Raw genomic sequence first — 20,496 nt, 5'->3', positions numbered from 1 at the left:
CTACCGGCGGCCCGCACGGCGGCGGCCACGCGTTTGACCGCCGGTGTCGACATTGTCGTCGAAAAGATCGGCCAATTGGTCGGTCATCGCCCCGGCCAGTTCTTCCGCGTCGACGATGGTGACCGCCCGCCGGTAGTAGCGCGTGACGTCGTGGCCGATGCCGATCGCGATCAGTTCGACAGGCGACCGGGTCTCGATGTCCTCGATGACATAGCGCAGGTGCCGCTCCAGATAGTTGCCTGGATTCACCGACAGCGTGGTGTCGTCCACCGGAGCCCCGTCGGAAATCATCATCAGGATGCGCCGCTGTTCGGGCCGCGCCAGCAGTCGGTCATGGGCCCAGAGCAGCGCCTCGCCGTCGATGTTTTCCTTGAGCAACCCCTCGCGCATCATCAGGCCGAGATTGCGCCGGGCCCGGCGCCACGGCGCGTCCGCGGACTTGTAGATGATATGGCGCAGGTCGTTCAGCCGGCCCGGGGTCGGCGGCTTGCCCGCACCGATCCAGCTTTCGCGCGACTGCCCGCCTTTCCAGGCCTTGGTCGTGAAGCCCAGGATTTCCACCTTGACACCGCAGCGTTCCAGCGTGCGCGCCAGAATGTCCGCGCAAGTGGCCGCCACCGTGATCGGGCGGCCGCGCATGGACCCGGAGTTGTCGAGCAGCAGCGTCACCACCGTGTCGCGGAAATTGGTGTCCCGCTCCTGTTTGAAGGCCAGCGGTGCCATCGGATCGGTCACGGCCCGGGTCAGGCGCGCCGAGTCCAGCAGGCCTTCCTCAAGATCGAAATCCCAGGCGCGGTTCTGCTGCGCCATCAATTTGCGCTGCAGCCTGTTGGCCAGCCGCGCCACGGCGCCCTGCAGATGGGTCAGCTGCTTGTCGAGAAAGCCGCGTAGCCGGTCCAATTCGGCGGCATCGCAAAGATCTTCGGCAGTGACGGTTTCGTCGAACTGATGGGTAAACACCCGGTAGTCGGTCTCGGGCCGGTTGGAAAAGGGTGATTCGCGCCGCTCGCTCTCGCCCGGCTCTTCGGAGTCCTCGGACATGTCCTGATCGGCGAAGTCGTCCATGTCGCCATCGGCCGCCTCGGTGTCGCCGCTGTCCTGTTCCTCGCCGGAAAGCTCCATTTCCTGCGGCGCAGCTTCCTGTTCGCCGCTGTCCTGGTCGCCCTCGTCGCCGCTCTCCGCGTCGTCGCTGTTGCCGTCGTCCTCATTCTGATCGGGATCCATGTCGTCGTCGTGATCGCCGAGCTCGTCGGCCATGTCGAGCGACTTCAAGACATCGCGCAGGCGGGAGGCAAACGAGGTCTGGTCCTCGACCTCGGTCTCCAGCCGGTCCAGATCGGCCCCGGCCTTGTCCTCGATCCAGCCGCGCCACATATCGACGAGCTTCGCCGCGCTCTCGGGCGGCCTGGAGCCGGTCAGCCGCTCGCGCACCATCAGCGACAATGCGTCCTGCAACGGCGCTTCCTCGCGGCTGGTAATCTCCGGCGCGCCCGATTTCCGGAAACGGTCATCGAGCATGACCGACAGGTTTTCCGCAACACCCTGCATGCGCCGTGCGCCGACCGCCTCGCAGCGTGCCTGCTCCACGGCCTCGAAAATGGCACGCGCGTCCGAACCCTGTGGCAGGTTCTTCGCATGCACTGCCTTGTCGTGGCAGGCGATGCGCAGCGCCATGCTGTCGGACAGGCCCCGCGTGACGGCGATGTCCCGCGCGGTCACCTTGCGCGGCGGTTCGGGCAGGCGCGCCGACAGGCCCGACAGGCCCGGGCGGTCGCCGGAAAAGACGACTTCCAGTTCTCCCTCACCGGAAATTGCCCGCATGGCACCGGTCACCGACTGCTTGAACGGCTCGGTGGTCGGTGTGGGCTTGTTGCCCGGTAGAGAATTGCTGCCTGGCCGCGGTGCCATCTTACCCTCAGCTCATCACGACGTTGACGGATGATTCCGGCAGCTCTTCCCCGAAGCAGCGTTGGTAGAATTCCGCGACAAGGGACTGTTCCATGTCATCGCACTTGTTGAGGAACGTCAGCCGGAAGGCAAAGCCGACATCGCCGAAAATCTCCGCATTCTCCGCCCAGGTTATCACCGTCCGCGGGCTCATCACCGTGGACAGGTCGCCATTGATGAAGGCGTTGCGGGTCATGTCGGCGAGCCGGACCATCTTGGAAACCGTGGTACGGCCCTCGTCCGTCTGGAAATGCTTGGCTTTCGACAGAACGATATCGACTTCATTGTCGTGCGGCAGATAGTTGAGCGTGGTGACGATCGACCACCGGTCCATCTGCGCCTGGTTGATCTGCTGGGTGCCGTGATAAAGCCCGGACGTGTCGCCGAGACCAACGGTGTTGGCTGTCGCGAACAGGCGGAAGGCCGGGTGCGGACGGATGACCCGGCTCTGGTCGAGCAGTGTCAGACGCCCGGAGGATTCCAGGATCCGCTGGATCACGAACATCACGTCGGGCCGGCCGGCATCGTATTCATCGAATACCAGCGCCACGTTGTGCTGGTAGGCCCAGGGCAGGATTCCGTCCTTGAACTCGGTGACCTGCAGGCCATCCTTGATCACGATCGCGTCCTTGCCGACAAGATCGATGCGGGAAATGTGACTGTCCAGATTGACGCGGATACACGGCCAGTTCAGACGCGAGGCGACCTGCTCGATATGGGTCGACTTGCCCGTTCCGTGATAGCCGGTCACCATGACGCGCCGGTTATGGGCGAATCCGGCGAGGATCGCCAGGGTGGTTGCCCGGTCGAACAGGTAATCTTCATCGCGCTCGGGCACATGTTCCGAAGGCTCGGAAAATGCCGGCACCTTGAGGTTGGACTTGAAGCCAAAAACCTCTTCTACAGAAACTTCCGTGTCCGGCATCGCGGTGGCCGCAGTCGTCGTCTCAGTCATCAGTCCTCCGCAGTCCCGACGGGTCGGAATGGGTCGATAGGGGAAAGCCGGCAGGATTCTGCAGGCTCAAAGAAAACCGGCTTTCTTCAGGACATTGTAGGCCTGAATGATTTCCCGCAGGCGGTCTTCGGAAGACCTATCGCCGCCATTGGCATCCGGATGGTTCAGTTTTACGAGTTCCTTATAGCGCGCTTTGATATCCGCGCCACGGGACGTGTAGGAAAGATTGAGCACATCCAGCGAACGTTTTTCAAGCGCTAGCAGCTTTCTTTGCCGCGGACGGCGCACCTGCTCCGTGCGTCTCTGGGCGTTTTCGCGCATTCCGGCACGACCGTCGTGACCATCCGGACCTTCCGCCGCCTGTTTGTTCACGCCCATTTTCCAGGTCGGACGGTGCCCCGTCAGGCTGTCCTTCTGGTAGGAACGAACGTCATCATCGGGCATGCCGTTGAAATAATTGTAGGACTTGTTGTACTCGCGAACATGGTCGACGCAGAAATTGAAATACTGCCCCTCCCGGTCGCGCCCCTTCGGCGCCCGGTTCGTACCTGGCCGCTTGCAGCCCGGATGGTCGCAGACCGGATGACGGCCTTCTTCGACCCGTCCCTTGCCCGATTTAACCCGGATGCCGTCAAAAATTTTCGAGTCCAGTTTCATATCGCAGAATATTGGAGTCCGCCGGCCCTTGGGCAAGCTGCAAGTGGATGGAATGTCCCGGTATCCAAAGCTAATTGGCTCAGCCTGTCTCCGGGAAGTCGAACAGCCAGCGAGTCTATCAGCCGCCATCAGCGGCGCATAGACTTGAACTTCAAAAACGGTGCCTTTAACTAAATCACATGAACATCCAGCAAACGATAACCGACAAGCTCACGGCCGCATTCCAGCCGTCGTTTGTCGACGTCATCGACGAATCCGAGAATCACCGGGGCCACGGCGGCTGGCGGGAAGGCGGCGAGACCCATTTTCGGGTCCGGATCGCCGCCGCAGCATTCGAGGGCATGAACCGGGTCGCCCGTCACCGGGCGATCAATGACCTGCTGGCAGACGAACTGGCAGGCAAGGTCCACGCGCTGGCGCTGGAAATCCGCGCCGACAGTGAGCCCGATCCCCGTGCCGCGCGGGTCGACGACGTCTGAATCCGACAGGTCGGTTGCCTTCCGGAGAGCCTGACCCGCGCACGCCTCATGCGCCGGTCCGGACTGGCGCGCCGTCCGCGGTCTCGCCCGGCGGCACTGCGGCCGAGACCGGTGGTTTCACACCCGGGATCTGGCCGAGCGGCATGATACGCAGCCGCGTGATCCGGTTTTTCTCGCGCCGGAGCACCGTGAAGCGGAACCCGTGGAAGGTGAAGATCTGGCGCTCTTCCGGGATCATCCGGGCCTCGTGAATGACCAGACCGGCGATCGTGGTCGCCTCGTCGTCCGGCAGGCTCCAGTCGGCCGCCCGGTTGAGGTCGCGGATCGGCACCGAGCCGTCAATAATCACCGAGCCATCCGCCTGTGGCCGCAATCCCTCCAGTTCGACATCGTGCTCGTCGGCGATTTCTCCGACGATTTCTTCCAGGATATCCTCCAGGGTCACGAGGCCCATCACTTCGCCGTATTCGTCGACCACCAGCGCGAAATGCGACTTGTGCCGCAGGAAGGCGTTGAGCTGATCCTGCAGGCTCGTCGTATCCGGCACGAACCAGGCCGGGGCGGCAAGGTCAGGAATATCGATCCTGGAAGCGTCACCGCCGGCCGCATGCAGGGCACGAAGCAGATCCTTGGCGTGCAGCACGCCGATGAAATTGTCGCTTTCGCCGCGCCACAGCGGCAGACGGGTGTAGGGGGACGCCAGCGCCGCATTGACCAGTTTCCCCGGATCCTCGTCCGCGTTCAGTGCGACCATGTTGGTGCGGTGAACCATCACGTCGGACACTTCCAGATCGGCAAGATCGAGCAGGCCGCCCAGACGGTCCCGTTCACCTTTTTCAAGACCGCCCTCGATATGCTGCAGGTCGACCGCGCCTCTCAGCTCATCATGCGCGGACAGCACCGAGGTGTCGGCGCCGACGGTGACGCCGACCATCCTCAGGAGGAAGCGTACGATCCACTCGACTCCGATGACCACCGGCCCGAACACCGCCACCACCACGCGCACGGTCGGCGCGACCGTGACCGCAAAGCGTTCCGGGTTGGAAATCGCCCAGGTTTTCGGCAGGACTTCAGCGAAAATCAGCACCAGCGCGGTCATGACCAGGGTGGCAAGCGCGACACCGGCCTCGCCGAACAACGTCATGAACACACTTGTCGCCAGGGCCGACGCCAGGATGTTGACCAGATTGTTGCCGAGCAAAAGAGCGCCAAGCAGGCGTTCGCGATTGGAGATAAGTCCGCTGGCCACCCGGGCGCGCCAGTCACCTCTCTTTTCAATCTGGTGTATCCGCGCCCGCGAGGCCGCCGTCAGCGCCGTCTCCGAACCGGAAAAGAATCCGGACAGGATCAGCAACACGAATATGGCGGCGATCGCCAGCCAGAGAGCCGTTTCCATCATGCCTGGAGTTTCTCCTTGAGGAAGTCCGAAACCAGATCGGGATCCACACCCTTTTCGACAAACGCGTCGCCGATCCCCCGGGTCAGGATAAAGGTGAGTGCGCCCCGGCTGACCTTCTTGTCCTGCGCGATAATGTCCAGAAAGGTCCCCGCCGTCGGCAATTGTCCGGGAATGTCCTGAACGCTCACCGGCAGCCCGACCTCGGCCAGATGCGCGCGCACACGAGCAACGGGTTCAGCCCCGATCAGCCCCAGCCGTTCGGAGAATTCATGGGCAAGCATCATGCCGATCGAAACGCCCTCGCCATGCACCAGCCGTCCCGTTTCATAACTGACGGCGGATTCCAGTGCGTGGCCGAATGTATGGCCCAGATTGAGCAATGCCCGGCGGCCGGTTTCCAGTTCGTCTGCGGCCACCACCTCTGCCTTGGCCCGGCAGGAGCGAGCGACGGCCTCGTCGCGTTCCGGACCGCCTGCGAAGACAGCCTTCCAGTTGGCCTCCAGCCAGGCGAAGAATTCGGCATCCCCGAGAAGGCCGTATTTGGCCACTTCCGCGTAGCCGGCCCGGAAGTCCCGGAGCGGCAGCGTGTCGAGCACGGCGGTATCGGCCAAGACCAGAACAGGCTGGTGGAATGCCCCGATCAGGTTCTTGCCGTAGCGCGAGTTGATCCCGGTCTTGCCGCCGACGGAACTGTCCACCTGCGCCAGAAGACTGGTCGGCACCTGAACGAACGCCATGCCGCGCCGGACAGCGGCGGCGACAAACCCGGTCAGATCGCCGACGACACCGCCGCCAAGCGCGACAATCGCGTCACCGCGCTCCAGCCGTGCCGCCAGCACTTCATCGCACAGGCGCTCGAATTCCCGCATGCATTTGGTGCTCTCCCCAGGCGGCACCGTGATCGCCGTATGGCGCAGACCTGCCCGGTCAAGACTGTCCGCGAAAGCCTCCAGATGCAGGCTTGCCACCGTTTCGTCGGCAATCACCGCGAGCCGCGCCCCCGGCAGAACCGCCGCGATTTGAGCGCCGGCGGTCTCAAGAACGCCGCGTCCGATCCGGATGTCGTAGCCGCGTTGCCCCAGCTCCACACGCACCGTCTGTTCGTCCCCGCCCGTCAATGCGCGCGCCGTTGCCGTGTCTGTCATGCCGTTTAGCCATTCACCGTCAAGATTGAGAGGTCTGCGCGGCGTGCTGATCCGCGCTGCCGAAAAGATGATCCGCCAGGGTGACGACGATCTGGTCGACCACCGCTTCATGGGGAACGTCCTTGGAGATCACCGTCAGCGCCGCCTTGGCGTAAACCGGTTCGCGGTCCGCCATCAACTTGCGCATCGTGCCCTCCGGGTCCTGGTTCTGCAGCAGCGGCCGGGTCGACCTGCGGCGCACGCGCGCCATCACCGTTTCGAAATCCACCTGGAGCCAGATCGACAGGCCCCGTTCGGCGATCTCGGCGCGAGTCGCATCGCTCAGGAAGGCACCACCGCCCGTCGCCAGCACCTGCGGCCCCTCGCCAAGCAGCCTGGCGATGACCCGCTCTTCGCCGCTGCGAAAATAGGGTTCGCCATGCTCGGCGAAAATCTCCGCGACCGTCATGTTCGCTGCCCGCTCGATTTCGGTATCGGCGTCGATGAAATCAAGACCGAGCCGTTGCGCAAGCCGTTTGCCGACAGTCGACTTGCCGCACCCCATGATGCCGACCAGAACGATGGATCGACGGCCCAAGGCGCGCACCAGCCGGTCAAGGTCGACAGATTTCGCGGGACTGCCGGCGATGTCTCCTTCCGGAGCCCGGGTGTTATCGAATTGTCTCATGGGCGCGTTTTAACATATTCGCCAAAAAAGACACGGGGGAAGTCTTGCTGGCGGAGCCTGCATCCGTCTTGCGCCACCCCCACCCTTGTTGAGACAATCGGGCAAACGATTCGCCCTGAGGCGAGCTGAACGGAAGAGATCCACCGTGCCGACCCTGACCCGCCTGTTGTTCGTGCTTTTGCTGCTGGGGGCCCTCGGCTATGGCGCGATCTATGCCCTGGCGACATTTGTCGATCCGCGCGAGCGGCAAATCGAGGTTCGTGTGAAGAAAGATGGTTTCGGCCGCTAGGGTCATTTGCTGGTCGGCATTCCGTGAAGGCGTCTGGAAGAGAAGCATGGCAACCGGATTCGATCTGGAAAATTTCCTCGAGATGTTGGCCGCCGAACGCGGCGCGGCGGAAAACACGCTCGATGGCTACCGCCGCGATCTCGAGGATTTCTCCGAATTTCTGGGCCGCAAGACACTCGCCCGGGCGACTTCGGACGACCTCACCGCCTACCTGGGCACGCTCAACCGGCGCGGTTTCGCGGAAACCTCGCAGGCAAGACGGCTCTCGGCGCTGAAACAGTTCTTCAAGTTTCTCTATGCGGAAGGCCTGCGGGAGGACGACCCGACCCGGACCCTGTCGGCCCCGAAAAAACGGAGCAGTCTGCCGAAGGTCCTGTCCGAGGAGGATGTCGACAAGCTGATCGGCACCGCCGCTTCACATGCGCAAGCCGCGCACAATAGCGCTGCCGCCCGGCTTCGGGCCCAGCGCATGTACACGCTGATCGAAGTGCTCTACGCAACCGGCCTGCGGGTCTCCGAACTGGTTGCCCTGCCGGTCTCGGCCGCGCTTCGGGACGCCCGCCTGATCGAGATCCGGGGCAAGGGCGGCAAGGAACGCCTCGTGCCGCTGTCCAGGCCGGCACAGGCCGCCATGAAGGACTATGTCGCGCTGCGTGCGGCCGAGGGGGCCTTTGAGAAAAGCCCCTGGCTGTTTCCCTCCCATGGCGGCAGTGGCCACCTGACCCGCCAGCATTTCGGGCGTGAACTGAAGGACCTGGCAATTGCCGCCGGCCTCGACGCGGGCAAGGTGTCACCGCATGTCCTGCGTCACGCCTTCGCGTCCCATCTGCTTCAGAACGGCGCCGACCTCAGGGTCGTCCAGCAGCTGCTGGGCCACGCGGATATCTCGACCACGCAGATCTACACCCATGTTCTGGACGAACGCCTGCGCGAGCTGGTTGAGACGGCGCATCCGCTGGCCGGCACGTGAGCACCGGTGTCTATTGCACTGCAGCAATCTCCGCACTAAACTCCGCTGCCTAATTTTACAGCACCGGACGCCTTTCTATGCTGCAGCCTGCCAGCGACTATGACACGCTGAAAGCCCGTTTCCGATGGGCCCTTCCTGATACATACAACATGGCCGGGGCCATCAGCGATGGCTGGGCCTCGCGCGACCCGAACCGTCTGGCGATCCGCCACGTATTGGCCGACGGGTCGTGTCAGGACTGGTCTCACGCCGCTCTCAACCGCGCCGCCAACAGGTTCGCCAACGCGTTGCAGGGCTGCGGAATTGCCCCCGGCGACCGGGTCGCGCTGCTTCTCCCGCAGCTCCCCCAGACGGCCATCACCCACCTTGCGGCCTACAAGACCGGCGCCATCGCCGTGCCGCTGGCGTCGTTGTTCGGACTGGAAGCACTGCGGTACCGGCTGGCCGATTCCGGGGCCCGCACTCTGGTCACGGATGCGGCCGGTCTTCAGAAACTGGCCATGATCCGCGACGAACTGCCCGGCCTGGAGGTGGTCGTCTCCGTCGACGGACCGCAGGCCGGCGTCGCCAGCTTCGACGCGCTCCTGTCCGCGGCGTCGGACCGTTTTGAAACCCTGGCCACCACACCGGACGATCCGGCCCTGATGATCTACACCTCCGGCACCACCGGGCAGCCCAAGGGGGTGCTTCACGGGCACCGGGTGCTGCTCGGCCACATGCCGGGGATCGAGCTTTCCCAGAATTTCCTGGGGCGCGACGGCGACATGTTCTGGACACCGGCCGACTGGGCCTGGGCGGGCGGGCTCCTGAACGCGCTGTTTCCCGCGCTTGCGCTCGGCGTCCCGGTCGTCTGCCACGCGGCGCGGAAATTCGATCCCGAATTCGCGTTCCGGTTCTTGGAAAGCCAGCGTATCCGCAATGCCTTCATTCCGCCGACCGCCCTGAAAATGCTGCGTTCGGTCGAAACTCCGAGCAGCCGTTTCAAGCTGGATTTGCGCAGCGTCGGTTCCGCGGGCGAATCGCTCGGCACCGAGACCTATGACTGGTTCCTGGAGGAATTCGGCTTTCCGGTCAACGAGTTCTACGGGCAGACCGAATGCAATGCGGTGCTCGGGTCCGCATCCGAACTGGGCGTGAGCCGCTCGGGCGCCATCGGCAAGGCGACCCCCGGGCACGACGTTGCGATCATCGACGGAGACGGCCGGCCGCTTCCACCCGAAAGCCTCGGCCAGATCGCGATCCGGCGCCCCGACCCGGTCATGTTCCTGGAATACTGGAACAAGCCGGAAGCCACCGCCGAAAAGTTCGTCGGCGACTGGATGATCACCGGCGACCAGGGGCTGATGGACGAGGACGGTTATGTTCATTTTGTCGGCCGCGACGACGATATCATCACCTCCGCGAGCTACCGCATCGGCCCGGGTGAAATCGAGGACTGCCTGCTCCGCCACCCGGCCATCGCCCTGGCGGCCGCCATCGGCAAGCCGGACCCGCTGCGCACCGAAATCGTCAAGGCCTATGTCGTCCTGCACCCGGGGCAATCGGCCGGCACGGATCTTGAGAACGACATCCGCGCCTTTGTGCGCGAGCGCCTGTCGGCGCATGAATATCCAAGGGAAATAGAATTTGTGGACACGCTTCCCATGACCACAACGGGCAAGATCATCCGCAGGAAGCTCAGGGAACAGGCCAGCGCCGGCGGCTGACGCCGGTCAGCCGGTCAGTCGCCGTTTCAGGGACCGTGCGGCACGCCGCGCGGCCTGCTTGAGCTTGAGGTCGGCAACACACAGCGTTCTGAGCAACCCGCCGAAGGTACCGCGCGCATACAGCAGCGTCCCGGTTTCCATCCGGCCGCGCCACAGCGGCCCGATCATGGTGTGTCCCGGAACCGCAAGCGAGTCGGCCCCGGTGAAACCCGGACTTGCCAGGTTTGTCCGGAACGCCTGAAGCGCGATCTGCGCGCCCGGAGAATAACGCGCATACGCCTCATCGAACGCAATCTTCCAGGAAAAGACCCTGCCGCGGTCCTGGAACAGCACCAGCGCGGCGACCAGTTCCTCCCCGACCCGGAGCTGGTCGATGCGCACGCCGTCGCCCCGGGACATGTTCGCGACCACACCGCGCGCGAAGGCTGCTGTCTGCGGTGCATTCAGCAGGGCCGTGCCCGTGCGGCCCTTCCAGCCGCCGGCCTCAAGATGCAGAAAGGCTTCGAAGGCCGCGATCGCATCTGCGCCCTGATGGCTTGAGAACCGGGTCTTGCCGTGATCTCCGAGACGCCGCAGGAGACGCCGCATTTCCTTTCGCCTCTTGCCGCTGTCGGCAGCCGCGAGCTGGGCGGCGCCATTGCCACCAGACCCATGGCTCGCGCGTGCCGACCTTGCGACCACGCGCGTCCGGCCCGGCACGGCGGCGATCAGCCGCTGCGCGGATTTCGAATGAAGGGGCAGGTAGGACATGGCAAACACGCCTCCGTGCCCCGCGCAGGCCTCGAAGAAACACCGAAGCGCATCCTCGCCGGCATCGGGATGGATCAGGGGTGTCCCGAGCGGGGAATAGTCCGTCGACCAGGTGGCGCTGGTCGCCAGCGCAAGACCCAGCCTGCGCCGGCCGACCGGGGCCGCGACCAGCCACCGCCCCGTGACGCGATCGCGCACGACAACCAGGCGGACGGATCCCCGGCCCATGTTTTCCAGCAGGGGACAGAGGAAACCGGGGCTGAAAAACGGGTTCCGATCGATGGCCGCATCGCAGAGCGCCTGCCACCCGACACCCGGCGCATCCGGGTCCAAAGGGTCGAGGAACACGAGCTCGTGCTGGCCGGCACCGGGCGTATCAAGGGGCATCCGGCCGGTCCCTGATGGTGGAAATCAGCGGCAGAAGGACAAAGGTCGTGATGTCGAGTTTGCGTTTTGCCGTCAGAGCGAGGGTCGTGGCCTCGAATAAAATGGCGCAACTCGTCGCGATCGCCGCTCCGGCGAGGCCCAAGAGGGGGATCAGGATCAGGTTGAGCACAATGTTGAGCAGGAATGTTGCCGAATAGATCGCCGCGCAGGATTTCTGGTGCCCGGTCATGGTCAAAAGCGCATCCGCCGGACCGATGGAAGCCCGCGCAAGCACCCCTATCATCAGCAGCGCAATCAGCGGATATCCACTTGCAAATTCACTGCCGAACATGCGCAGCAGCAACGGCGCGACCAGAAGCAGCCCCGCGCCGGCGGCGACAGACGGCCAGAAGGTCCATTGGGTCGCCTGGCGCATGTAGGTCGCAAGCCCTTCCCGGTCGTCGTTCTGGAGATAGCCTGAGAACCGGTGAGCGGACGCTGCCCGCACCGCGAAATAAACGAAATGGACAAGGGCGAGGGTCTTGGACGCGGCAAAATAGACCGCCACTTCATCCGGGTCATGAAAGAAGCTGACCATGATGACGTCGGCACTGGTGATCAGCTGCAGGGTGCCTTCCACCAGAACCATCGGCATGGAAACCGCCAGCCAGTATTTCAGTTCGGTCCTGCGCGGTCCGGACGGAATCTTCTCCGCCAGCCGCGTGTGCAAATGAAAATGCTGATAAAGGGCGACAAGAAGTGTCGCCAGCACGACCGCGAGCGTTGCGGTCAGGGCATCTGTTTGCCAGCCCGCGAATGCTGCGAGGACAATCAGCGACAAAATCACGAGAGGCCGCCAGATGTAGGTCGGCGCCATCGCCAGCGACGGCCAGTCGAAGCTGCGTGCGATTCCGTCCTGAACCTGGCCGAAGGAGAAAAACGGCAGGGCGATCAGAACAACGATCAGCGGCTGGACATAACCGGAATCGATTTCGGTTCGCAGCAGGAAAACTAGAGCGATGCCCACGACCGCGGCCAGCGTCGCGAGGACAACCGCGACTTGCCGGCTGACCCGCAAAAATCCGCGCAGGCCGTCCAGGTCATTCTTTTGAAGGTATTGGGGAATGAACCGGCTGACGGAACTGGAAAACCCGCCACACATCATGGCACCCAGAATGATCAGGAAGGTCCAGGCAACCGAGTAGATGCCGTAGTCATGCGCTCCCAGGAGACGGGCCAGAACGATCTGGGACAGGTAGGCAAGGCCCGCCCCGCCAACACGGATCGCGAATGTCGTGACGGCCATGCGTCCCGCGGCGCCCTTGTCCATTGCGCTGCCCCGCAGCAGCCCGGACGCCGGCTCGGCAAGCCTGCGCAGGGCCGTAGGCCAGCCGCCGCGAAAATGCTTCGTCCAGGAGATGGCGGTAAAACGCAAGAACCCATCCTTTTCGATTTTACCGTATTTATTACATGAGGCTCTTAATAATCCATGTTGATCAACCGCTTCGGCACACAGCAGAGTCACAGATGTGTGATGACCGGGTTCCCGGATGGACCTCTCCCCGGTCTCACGGCAGGGGATGGCCATCGGGCAAGATTGTGGGGGATAGCCGCTGCAACCAGGCCACAATCCCATCACGGCCCCACCGTTACCGTTGACTCATGATCTGCCGTCTGATTAATTGGAACAAATAGAGAACATGATCCTGATTCGGTCGCCCCGGACCGGACCCGGCTTTTCAGACAGCCGGTAATCAGGATGTTCCATTGCGGACGTCGAGGGTTGCCTCCCCTTCTGTCCGCAGTTTGGTCCGGTCCCTGCTCCGCCGCCAGCTGCAGGGACCGGACATTTTTTCACGCCGGACGCCTCACCCGTGTCATTCCGCCAGCGCTTCGAAGTAATACCAGCGCCCGGACTTCTTGCGGAACCGGCTCTTCTCCCGGTGGGTGCCCAGGCTGCCGCCCGAAAGAAAGCGCGCCTCGAACAGTACCGTTCCCTCGCGATCCTCCGGGCCACCCTTGGCGGTTTCCAGAACACGCAAGCCCGTCCAGTGGTTCTCCGCCGCCCACCGGGCGGTGCCCGCCGCGTCGAAACGCGCCTGGTGCTTCGGCCACAGGGTTTCTTTCAGATAGGGGATATTCTCCCGGACATAGGCCACGTAGCGCGAGCGCATCAGCGTCTCGGCCGTCTTCGGGATATCGGCTCCCGCAAGGAAAGGCCCGCAACAGGCCTCGAAACCCGCGCCACTGCCGCAGGGACATGAATCTGAGCCCGTCAAGTCCGCCTCCGGTCCGTTTGCCGCTGTTTAGCACCTGGTCCACCGCTTCGATAGACCCGTCTCCGGATCTTGCCCTGTTCCGGTCGCGGATCCCATGATCTATGGTTTTGCAGCACAGCCCTTCCACCGGACCCGACACGTGAAAATTGCGACCTTCAACATGGAATCCTTCGGGGCCGACCGACATGATCCGGCCGCGCTGCTGCCGCGTCTGGAGGCGCTCCGGCCGAAGATACTCGAGCTGGAGGCGGACATACTTTGCCTGCAGGAAGTCAACGCGCAAAAACCCGGGGGCGCCGCCTCCCGGCGCTTCCTGGCGCTCGACCTGTTGCTGGAGACCACGCCCTATCTCGGGTACCACCGCGCAACCAGCGCGCGCGCCTCGGGAAAAGGTCCGGGCGACCGGCACAATCTCGTCATCCTGTCCCGGTACCCGATCAGGCACTCGGAAAGCCTGTATCAGACGCACGCCCGGCCACCCCTTTGGCAGCCCATATCCGCCGATCCTCCTTATGAGGGGCCGCAATCAATTGAGTTCGACCGGCCGGTTCTCAGGACGGAAATCGACATCGGCACCGACAGACCGCTCCATCTCTTCGCTGTTCACCTGCGCGCGCCCATCGCCGCCATGATCCCTGGCGGCAAACAGCCGGACCGCAGCTGGAAGTCGATTTCCGCCTGGGCGGAGGGCTATCAGCTGGCCGTGCTCAAGCAGACGGCGCAGGCGTTGGAGATCCGCCTGGCGGTCGAGGCGCTTTTCGACGCGGACGAACAGGCACAGATCGTGCTGGCGGGAGATTTCAATGCCACCGGCGAGACCGGCACGCTGCGGCTGTTGCGGGCGGATCCGGAAGACACCGGTTCACCCGCTCTGGAGCCCCGCCGGCTGTTCCAGCTCGACGCGGCCCTGCCAGCCGAACGGCGCAAGACCGTGATCCACAAGGGCTGGGGACAGACGCTCGACCACATTTTCGCCAGCGCCGCCATGACCGCCAGAACGGTGAATGTCAGGGTGTTCAACTGCGATCTGCCGGACGAGGCACTCGATTCGGGCAACGACGACTATGCCGGCTCCTATCATGCGGCGATGCTGGCCGAATTCGCGTTCTGAACGGGATCAGGGTGCGAGCGATCCGATATAGGCCGACAGATTGGCGATTTCCGTGTTGCCGAGACTCATTCCCGGCATGCTGGGGTGCGGATCGGCAAGGAATGTCGCCAGTTTCTCCTCCGACCAGTCCGGGTTCCGTGCCATGTCATAAAAACTCGGCAGCGACGCGCTGGACGCCTTCGGCTGGTCGTCGGCGACCAGATGGCATGCTGCACACCACCTCAGTGCCAGTGTCTTGCCGGTGGCCGGGTCCCCGGCCAGAGCAGGTCCGCCCGCCACGAGAAAACAGGACAGCATGATGCCGGCCAGGGCGAGTTGTTGCCTCTGGCGGAAATGCCGGTTCAGGTCTGGAAATGCGAGGGTCATGGTATCTCCTTGCGACGATGGCTCCTGTGGGCGGCTCCGCCTTGCAACGAACAGATTGCAGCCTATCGGGCCACGAGACCTTGCGGTGGATCAAACACCGCCGCGCGGAATCAAAACCCGGGCGTGCAACTTCATTGCACTGCGCGCCGGGGACCGGCACACTCCAGGAACAGGCCATGATCTGGCCAGCACGACAGTCAGCCGGAGGGCAACATGAACCCCTTTTCGAAATCCACCCTTGTCGCCGTTTCATTCGGCATCGCCCTCCTTGGCGGATCGGCCGGGCCGCTCGCCGCGCAGGACGCGCCGATCTATTCCCTCAAGGACCGGTTCCAGCCCGTCACCGCGCAAAACGGCATGGTGTCCAGTCAGGAAGCCGTTGCCACCGGCATCGGGGTCGACATCCTCAGGAAGGGCGGCAATGCGGTCGACGCCGCGATCGCGACAGGTTTCGCCCTTGCGGTCACTCTGCCCCGCGCCGGCAATCTGGGCGGCGGCGGCTTCATGATGATCCACATGGCCGACGACGGCGGCACCAGGGCTCTCGACTACCGCGAAAAGGCGCCGGCCGCCGCCTACAGGGACATGTTCCTGGGCGAGGACGGCGAACCGGACAACGACAAGTCCCGCTTTTCCGGCCTTGCCGTCGGCGTTCCGGGCACCGTCGCGGGATTCGCGGCGGCCTTCGAAGAGCACGGCAGCGGCCAACTGACCTGGGCAGAGCTGGTCGCGCCGGCCATAGCGCTGGCCGAGACCGGCATCCAGGTGACACCGGATCTGTCCGCCTCGCTGACGGCGGCGGCACGGCGCCTGCTCAAGGACCCTGCGTCCCGAACCATCTTCTACAAGACCCCGGGCCTGCCTTATCTGCCGGGAGAGACGCTCAGACAGGAAGACCTGGCGGGAACGCTTCGCAAGATCGCCGAACAGGGCGCCGCCGGCTTTTACACCGGCGAGACCGCTCGCAAGATCACCGAAAAGGTTCAGCAGGCCGGCGGTGGCATGACCGTGGAGGATCTCGCGGCTTACCGGCCCGTCTGGCGCAAGCCGGTGACCGGCAGCTACCGGGGCCATGACATCGCCTCCATGCCGCCGCCCTCCTCGGGCGGCGTGCATATCGTCGAGATCCTCAACATCCTGGAGACGTTTCCCTTGCGCGAATTCGGCCCGAATTCCGCCGACGGCATTCATGTCATGGCCGAGGCGATGCGCCGTGCCTATGCGGACCGCGCGAAGTTTCTCGGCGACCCGGACTATGTCGAGGTGCCCGTTGCAGGGCTGACCGCGCGCGACTATGCCATCGCCCTGGCCGACACCATCCGGATGGACACGGCAACACCGTCCGAAGAGGTCGGTCCGGGTACGCCGTTGCCGTATGAAAGCAACGAGACCACCCATTTCTCCGTTGTCGACAAGGACGGCAACGCCGTTTCCAACACCTATACGCTCAACTTTTCCTACGGCGTCGGCCTGACGGCGGAAGGCACCGGCGTTCTGCTCAACAACGAACTGGATGATTTTTCGGCCAAGCCGGGTGTCCCCAACGCCTACGGCCTTGTCGGCGGCACCGCCAACGCGGTCGAGGGCGGCAAACGGCCCCTCTCCTCGATGAGCCCCACGCTCGTCTTCAGGGACGGCAACCTGCTGCTGGCGACCGGTTCGCCCGGCGGCAGCCGGATCATCACAACCACCTTGCAGATCATCCTGAACGTCATCGACCACGGCATGAACATCGCCGAGGCGACCGCGGCTCCGCGCATTCACAACCAGTGGCTGCCCGACGAGATCCGGATCGAGGAAGGACTGTCTCCCGACACCATCAGAATGCTGGAAGAGCGCGGGCACAAGGTGGCGATCAAGAACGCCATGGGATCGACCCAGTCGATCATGTCGGTGAACGGCATTCTCGCCGGCGCGTCCGACCCGCGCAGACCGGGCGCATTGACCGCCGGTTATTGACGCAAAGCGGCCGCATCCGGATGGACGCGGCCGCGGTGTTGGTGCGTGCCTCGACGGCTCAGCCGAGTTTGGCTTCCCGGTCCCAGAACCGCAGCGCGCGGCAGGTTTTGACGAAACAGCCGGCAACCGACCGGCATCTGGGAAAAAACTCTGCGGTTCGGATTTGGTTCCCGGTTCGCGAAGAGAACCCGGCGGCAAAACCGGGAATTCGGGGCGGAAAAAGCACCCTGGCGTTCACGCGGGGCGAGACCCGGGAACGCCCCTGCGCCGGGCAGTTCCGAACGCGGTCCTGATGAACACCGGGCACCGTCGCTTCAGACGCCCGCCACAGGAGTCTCGGCGCCGTCCGGATCAGAACTGCCGGTGTCCCCGGGCACGGCGAGACGCAATCTCGGCCACCATTGCGGCCGGTTCCGCCGGACCCAGTCCCCCATCTTCTCGCACAGGCGCACATTCATCATCCAGGCTTCGGTCGGGCTGTCGGCGGTGGCGTAGAACATGATCTTCTGCGTCGACTGGCCGTATTCCTCGACCGTGACGAGACGGAACTCGTCCGCCATGAGGTGCTTCTCCTCCTTCACGATGTCCTCGAAGACCTCGCGCGGTGGAATGCGATGATACATGTCAGGCGATTTCCTTCATCTCGAACGGGCACTTCCAGTCATTCCCGACCTGGCGGCCGCTGTACTGGCGCGCTTCAGAGCCATCGCCATAATCCGAAAGCATCGGATTGACGGCACGGCAAGCTCCGCGTCGCGCTCGCGAATGATGGTCTTCATCTTGTCGAAACGGCCATCTTCGCGCAGCTTCTCGAACTGCGCGTGCGAGTTGAACACAAGGGCCGGCTTGGAAAACCGGCGCGCAGGCCGCGACGCGTTCGGATGGAGACCAATGACGAAAAACGGTTCGCCGCCGACGCTGAGGGAAAAATGCGGCGAGGCGGGATCCGGGTCGACATCCGCGCTCCAGGCGGCCCCTGCGACCACATCCAGGTTGTGGAGACACTGCAGGCGGTTCCAGAGCATCTTTTCGAAGCCTTCCTCGGCAAGGTCGCCCGGCCCGCCGAAGATCACCACGAACGATCTGACCACGGGGCTGTCCATGTCCAGGCTTTCGCTGAACGCCCGCAAGGCCTGATGGATATCGACGTCCTTGACGGGGGTATCAATCATCCCCGCCTTGAACATCGTAAGAGCGTCCCGCGCCAGTGCCGACTTCGCACCCACACAGGGGAATTCCGCGCTCTTGATAAACTCCTGAAACGATCGGCAATCATCATCGTCCGACATGCTGTTCTCTCCTGCGCTCCTGTTGGCAGCTCAGGTGATAAACGCCGCGTCCCGCCTTCCGGTTCCTGCGATGGTGGCGGAGGGGCGCCATCTGCGCTCCGAAACACGCGATGAGAGCGTGTCTCTCCTCAGTGCCGGAGGATTGTTGGTTTGACAGGGAGAAACGCTGGTGCTAGCGCTAGCCAAAGCGCTTTGAAAAATCATCAAGCGCGCATCACATCATCTTTGGCCGATGCCATGAGAACGGGAGAAACCGCAATGCCGGTCAAAGCAGTCGTCTGGGGCGAGAATGTCCACGAACACCAAAGCAGCATCGTCGCGGCGACCTATCCCGACGGCATGCACACCTGCATCGCCGACGCGTTGAACTCCGATCCGCGGATCAGTGCCACCACCGCGACCCTTCAGGAGCCCGAGCACGGCCTGACGGAAGCAAGGCTCGCCGACACGGACGTGCTGTTGTGGTGGGGCCACGCCGCTCATGGCGAGGTGTCCGACACCGTGGTTGAGCGGGTCTGCGACGCGGTCTGGTCCGGCATGGGCATGATCTTTCTGCATTCGGCCCATTTTTCCAAGCCGTTCAAGCGTCTGATGGGAAGCCCGTGCAATCTCACGTGGCGCGAGGCGGGCGAGCGCGAACGGCTGTGGGTGACCAGCCGCAACCACCCGATCACACAGGGTCTGCCAGACAGTTTCGAACTGGACATGGAAGAAATGTACGGCGAACCCTTCGGTGTGCCGGAGCCGCTGGAAACCGTCTTCATCAGCTGGTTTCAGGGCGGAGAGGTTTTCCGTTCCGGCCTGACCTACAAACGCGGCGCCGGCAGCATCTTCTATTTCCGGCCGGGGCACGAGACCTATGCGACCTACCACGACAGCCATGTGCGCACGGTGCTGAAGAACAGTGTCAGATGGGCCTTCAACCCGATGGCACGGATTGCGGACCCCAATGCCGCTCCGAACGTTCCGGCCGCGGACGCGCCGGAAAAAATCGAGGACCGCGGACCGAAACTGCACGCGGACGGCGACGACGGCTTCCGCTGACACGCGCCGGCATTCAAAGGAATTGACCCGTGACCAATGCCCGAAAGCCGCTTCGGATCCTGATCCTGGGAACCGGCAACATGGCCCGCAGCCACGCGGCCGCGTTCAGCAAGATACCCGGGGTCGAGTTGGTCGCCGGCGTCGACCGGCGCGCCGATGTACTGGAGCGGTTCTGTGCCGGGCACGACATCCCGCTCCGCTTCGAATCACTGGAAGAGGCGCTCGCATGGGGCGGCTTCGATGCCGCCTCGAATGTCACGCCCGATGCGGCGCACCATGCGACCACGCTGGCGCTTCTGGAGGCGGGCAAACACGTCCTTTGTGAAAAACCTCTGGCGACCAACGCGGCGGATGCCGCGGAAATGGCCGATCTTGCCGCCCGCAAAAGCCTCGTCGGCATGGTCAACCTGAGCTACCGCGATGTCGCCGTGCTCCAGAAAGCGGCCGAACTGGTCGCGGCTGGCGCTCTTGGCGCCCTGCGCCATTTCGAGGCTTCTTATCTGCAGAGCTGGCTGACCCAGCCGGCCTGGGGCGACTGGCGATCCGAAAGCCAGTGGCTCTGGCGCCTGTCCACGGCCCACGGGTCCAAGGGTGTGCTCGGCGATGTCGGCATTCACATCCTGGATTTCGTCACCTTTGCCGCGGGCAGCCCCGTGAGCGAACTCTCCTGCCGTCTGAAGACGTTCGACAAGTCCGAGGACGGCCGGATCGGCGACTACACGCTCGACGTCAATGACAGCGCCACCCTGGCCGCCGAACTGGACAACGGTGCGCTCGGCACCATCAGTGCCACGCGCTTTGCCTCCGGCCACCTGAACGACCTGCGCCTCAGGCTCTATGGTGACAAGGGCGGGCTGGAGGTCCTTTTCGAAAAGCAGGTGGGAACCTTGCGCATCTGCCGGGGGCCCGATCTAGAAAGCGCCACCTGGACAGATGTCCCCGTCGACCGGGTGCCGACCGTCTATGAAAGGTTCGTGGCAGCCGTGCGCGACGGCGTGACGGCGGATCCCGACTTCGCGCACGGAGCAAGGCTGCAGGTCGCCCTCGACCTCGCCGAACGTTCTGATGCCGAAGGCGGCCGGTTTCTGAAGGTGTGATTTTGCGGCGGGTTTCGCAAG

20 protein-coding genes and 1 pseudogene are annotated in these 20,496 nt (G+C 63.8%); 8 read left to right on the top strand and 13 right to left on the bottom strand.

The window, feature by feature from the left end; all coding sequences use genetic code 11:
- The 3 genes from cobT to WNZ15_RS14185 all read right to left on the bottom strand — a co-directional run bounded on the left by cobT (window position 1) and on the right by WNZ15_RS14185 (window position 3,559).
- Window positions 1-1,908 (bottom strand): cobaltochelatase subunit CobT, encoded by a 1,908-nt coding sequence (gene cobT / locus WNZ15_RS14195; RefSeq protein WP_342893636.1) that lies wholly within the window; start codon window positions 1,906-1,908, stop codon window positions 1-3.
- A 7-nt stretch (window positions 1,909-1,915) separates the two neighbouring features.
- Entirely contained in the window at window positions 1,916-2,902 is a 987-nt protein-coding gene (gene cobS, locus WNZ15_RS14190) for a cobaltochelatase subunit CobS (RefSeq protein ID WP_342893635.1), read from the bottom strand.
- A 66-nt stretch (window positions 2,903-2,968) separates the two neighbouring features.
- Window positions 2,969-3,559, bottom strand: coding sequence for a J domain-containing protein (locus tag WNZ15_RS14185; protein ID WP_342893634.1), 591 nt, complete (start codon window positions 3,557-3,559; stop codon window positions 2,969-2,971).
- A 179-nt stretch (window positions 3,560-3,738) separates the two neighbouring features.
- Between WNZ15_RS14185 and WNZ15_RS14180 the strand changes: the two genes are divergently transcribed.
- Window positions 3,739-4,038 carry a BolA family protein gene (locus tag WNZ15_RS14180; RefSeq protein ID WP_342893633.1) on the top strand — a complete coding sequence of 100 codons (300 nt, stop codon included), beginning with the start codon at window positions 3,739-3,741 and terminating at the stop codon, window positions 4,036-4,038.
- 46 nt (window positions 4,039-4,084) lie between these two features.
- Here WNZ15_RS14180 and WNZ15_RS14175 read toward each other — a convergent pair whose 3' ends face one another.
- The 3 genes from WNZ15_RS14175 to WNZ15_RS14165 are packed head-to-tail and all read right to left on the bottom strand — an operon-like array spanning window position 4,085 to window position 7,249.
- The gene (locus tag WNZ15_RS14175; protein WP_342893632.1) at window positions 4,085-5,437 is read right to left on the bottom strand and encodes an HlyC/CorC family transporter; all 1,353 of its coding nucleotides are present in this window, start codon (window positions 5,435-5,437) and stop codon (window positions 4,085-4,087) included.
- Window positions 5,434-6,582, bottom strand: a complete 1,149-nt coding sequence (aroB, locus tag WNZ15_RS14170) for a 3-dehydroquinate synthase (protein WP_342893631.1) — start codon at window positions 6,580-6,582, stop codon at window positions 5,434-5,436. Before aroB ends, WNZ15_RS14175 begins: the two co-directional genes overlap by 4 nt.
- Window positions 6,583-6,601: 19 nt before the next feature.
- On the bottom strand, window positions 6,602-7,249 hold the full coding sequence (locus WNZ15_RS14165; RefSeq protein WP_342893630.1) for a shikimate kinase: 648 nt from the start codon (window positions 7,247-7,249) through the stop codon (window positions 6,602-6,604).
- Window positions 7,250-7,394: 145 nt separating this feature from the next.
- On the opposite strand from WNZ15_RS14165, the gene WNZ15_RS14160 reads away from it, so the two are divergent.
- The 3 genes from WNZ15_RS14160 (at window position 7,395) to WNZ15_RS14150 (ending at window position 10,214) form a co-directional block, all read left to right on the top strand.
- A complete protein-coding gene (locus tag WNZ15_RS14160) occupies window positions 7,395-7,538 on the top strand; it encodes a hypothetical protein (RefSeq protein WP_342893629.1) in 144 nt (47 codons plus the stop codon).
- A gap of 46 nt (window positions 7,539-7,584) precedes the next feature.
- Window positions 7,585-8,508 (top strand): site-specific tyrosine recombinase XerD, encoded by a 924-nt coding sequence (gene xerD, locus WNZ15_RS14155; RefSeq protein WP_342893628.1) that lies wholly within the window; start codon window positions 7,585-7,587, stop codon window positions 8,506-8,508.
- Between the two features lie 77 nt (window positions 8,509-8,585).
- Complete coding sequence (locus WNZ15_RS14150; RefSeq protein ID WP_342893627.1) at window positions 8,586-10,214, top strand: AMP-binding protein; 1,629 nt, start codon at window positions 8,586-8,588, stop codon at window positions 10,212-10,214.
- Window positions 10,215-10,220: 6 nt separating this feature from the next.
- Here WNZ15_RS14150 and WNZ15_RS14145 read toward each other — a convergent pair whose 3' ends face one another.
- The 3 genes from WNZ15_RS14145 to WNZ15_RS14135 all read right to left on the bottom strand — a co-directional run bounded on the left by WNZ15_RS14145 (window position 10,221) and on the right by WNZ15_RS14135 (window position 13,609).
- A complete protein-coding gene (locus WNZ15_RS14145) occupies window positions 10,221-11,351 on the bottom strand; it encodes a GNAT family N-acetyltransferase (protein ID WP_342893626.1) in 1,131 nt (376 codons plus the stop codon).
- On the bottom strand, window positions 11,341-12,765 hold the full coding sequence (locus tag WNZ15_RS14140; RefSeq protein ID WP_342893625.1) for a lipopolysaccharide biosynthesis protein: 1,425 nt from the start codon (window positions 12,763-12,765) through the stop codon (window positions 11,341-11,343). Before WNZ15_RS14140 ends, WNZ15_RS14145 begins: the two co-directional genes overlap by 11 nt.
- A gap of 442 nt (window positions 12,766-13,207) precedes the next feature.
- Window positions 13,208-13,609, bottom strand: coding sequence for a YchJ family metal-binding protein (locus tag WNZ15_RS14135; protein WP_342893624.1), 402 nt, complete (start codon window positions 13,607-13,609; stop codon window positions 13,208-13,210).
- 139 nt (window positions 13,610-13,748) lie between these two features.
- Here WNZ15_RS14135 and WNZ15_RS14130 point away from each other — a divergent pair, with 139 nt between their 5' ends.
- Entirely contained in the window at window positions 13,749-14,720 is a 972-nt protein-coding gene (locus tag WNZ15_RS14130; protein ID WP_342893623.1) for an endonuclease/exonuclease/phosphatase family protein, read from the top strand.
- 6 nt (window positions 14,721-14,726) lie between these two features.
- Here the strand turns inward: WNZ15_RS14130 and WNZ15_RS14125 are convergent, their stop codons facing one another.
- The gene (locus tag WNZ15_RS14125; RefSeq protein ID WP_342893622.1) at window positions 14,727-15,086 is read right to left on the bottom strand and encodes a c-type cytochrome; all 360 of its coding nucleotides are present in this window, start codon (window positions 15,084-15,086) and stop codon (window positions 14,727-14,729) included.
- Between the two features lie 213 nt (window positions 15,087-15,299).
- Here WNZ15_RS14125 and ggt point away from each other — a divergent pair, with 213 nt between their 5' ends.
- A complete protein-coding gene (ggt, locus tag WNZ15_RS14120; protein WP_342893621.1) occupies window positions 15,300-17,045 on the top strand; it encodes a gamma-glutamyltransferase in 1,746 nt (581 codons plus the stop codon).
- Between the two features lie 314 nt (window positions 17,046-17,359).
- On the opposite strand, the gene WNZ15_RS14115 is transcribed toward ggt, so the two are convergent.
- The 3 genes and pseudogenes from WNZ15_RS14115 to gntA all read right to left on the bottom strand — a co-directional run.
- Window positions 17,360-17,668 (bottom strand): hypothetical protein, encoded by a 309-nt coding sequence (locus tag WNZ15_RS14115; protein WP_342893620.1) that lies wholly within the window; start codon window positions 17,666-17,668, stop codon window positions 17,360-17,362.
- 1 nt (window position 17,669) lies between these two features.
- Window positions 17,670-17,771 carry a YqcI/YcgG family protein gene (locus WNZ15_RS14110; protein ID WP_342893619.1) on the bottom strand — a complete coding sequence of 34 codons (102 nt, stop codon included), beginning with the start codon at window positions 17,769-17,771 and terminating at the stop codon, window positions 17,670-17,672.
- A 77-nt stretch (window positions 17,772-17,848) separates the two neighbouring features.
- A pseudogene (gene gntA, locus WNZ15_RS14105) lies at window positions 17,849-18,334 on the bottom strand (guanitoxin biosynthesis heme-dependent pre-guanitoxin N-hydroxylase GntA); the annotation flags it as partial.
- A gap of 258 nt (window positions 18,335-18,592) precedes the next feature.
- On the opposite strand from gntA, the gene WNZ15_RS14100 reads away from it, so the two are divergent.
- Together WNZ15_RS14100 and WNZ15_RS14095 are read left to right on the top strand one after the other, a co-directional pair.
- Window positions 18,593-19,378 carry a ThuA domain-containing protein gene (locus tag WNZ15_RS14100; RefSeq protein WP_342893618.1) on the top strand — a complete coding sequence of 262 codons (786 nt, stop codon included), beginning with the start codon at window positions 18,593-18,595 and terminating at the stop codon, window positions 19,376-19,378.
- 29 nt (window positions 19,379-19,407) lie between these two features.
- Complete coding sequence (locus WNZ15_RS14095) at window positions 19,408-20,475, top strand: Gfo/Idh/MocA family oxidoreductase (RefSeq protein WP_342893617.1); 1,068 nt, start codon at window positions 19,408-19,410, stop codon at window positions 20,473-20,475.
- Window positions 20,476-20,496: the final 21 nt, after the last annotated feature.

Origin of the sequence: Roseibium sp. AS2 (assembly GCF_038900065.1) — a bacterium.
Taxonomy (GTDB): domain Bacteria; phylum Pseudomonadota; class Alphaproteobacteria; order Rhizobiales; family Stappiaceae; genus Roseibium.
This window is presented reverse-complemented; position numbering and strand designations above follow the sequence as displayed.

Coding starts and splice junctions, on each gene's coding strand:
- WNZ15_RS14165 (WP_342893630.1), bottom strand. CDS start 7,249: ATGAGACAATTCGATAACACCCGGGCTCCGGAAGGAGACATCGCCGGC.
- WNZ15_RS14180 (WP_342893633.1), top strand. CDS start 3,739: ATGAACATCCAGCAAACGATAACCGACAAGCTCACGGCCGCATTCCAG.
- WNZ15_RS14150 (WP_342893627.1), top strand. CDS start 8,586: ATGCTGCAGCCTGCCAGCGACTATGACACGCTGAAAGCCCGTTTCCGA.
- WNZ15_RS14185 (WP_342893634.1), bottom strand. CDS start 3,559: ATGAAACTGGACTCGAAAATTTTTGACGGCATCCGGGTTAAATCGGGC.
- cobS (WP_342893635.1), bottom strand. CDS start 2,902: ATGACTGAGACGACGACTGCGGCCACCGCGATGCCGGACACGGAAGTT.
- xerD (WP_342893628.1), top strand. CDS start 7,585: ATGGCAACCGGATTCGATCTGGAAAATTTCCTCGAGATGTTGGCCGCC.
- aroB (WP_342893631.1), bottom strand. CDS start 6,582: ATGACAGACACGGCAACGGCGCGCGCATTGACGGGCGGGGACGAACAG.
- WNZ15_RS14175 (WP_342893632.1), bottom strand. CDS start 5,437: ATGATGGAAACGGCTCTCTGGCTGGCGATCGCCGCCATATTCGTGTTG.
- WNZ15_RS14100 (WP_342893618.1), top strand. CDS start 18,593: ATGCCGGTCAAAGCAGTCGTCTGGGGCGAGAATGTCCACGAACACCAA.
- ggt (WP_342893621.1), top strand. CDS start 15,300: ATGAACCCCTTTTCGAAATCCACCCTTGTCGCCGTTTCATTCGGCATC.
- cobT (WP_342893636.1), bottom strand. CDS start 1,908: ATGGCACCGCGGCCAGGCAGCAATTCTCTACCGGGCAACAAGCCCACA.
- WNZ15_RS14115 (WP_342893620.1), bottom strand. CDS start 17,668: ATGTATCATCGCATTCCACCGCGCGAGGTCTTCGAGGACATCGTGAAG.
- WNZ15_RS14145 (WP_342893626.1), bottom strand. CDS start 11,351: ATGCCCCTTGATACGCCCGGTGCCGGCCAGCACGAGCTCGTGTTCCTC.
- WNZ15_RS14110 (WP_342893619.1), bottom strand. CDS start 17,771: ATGCTTTCGGATTATGGCGATGGCTCTGAAGCGCGCCAGTACAGCGGC.
- WNZ15_RS14125 (WP_342893622.1), bottom strand. CDS start 15,086: ATGACCCTCGCATTTCCAGACCTGAACCGGCATTTCCGCCAGAGGCAA.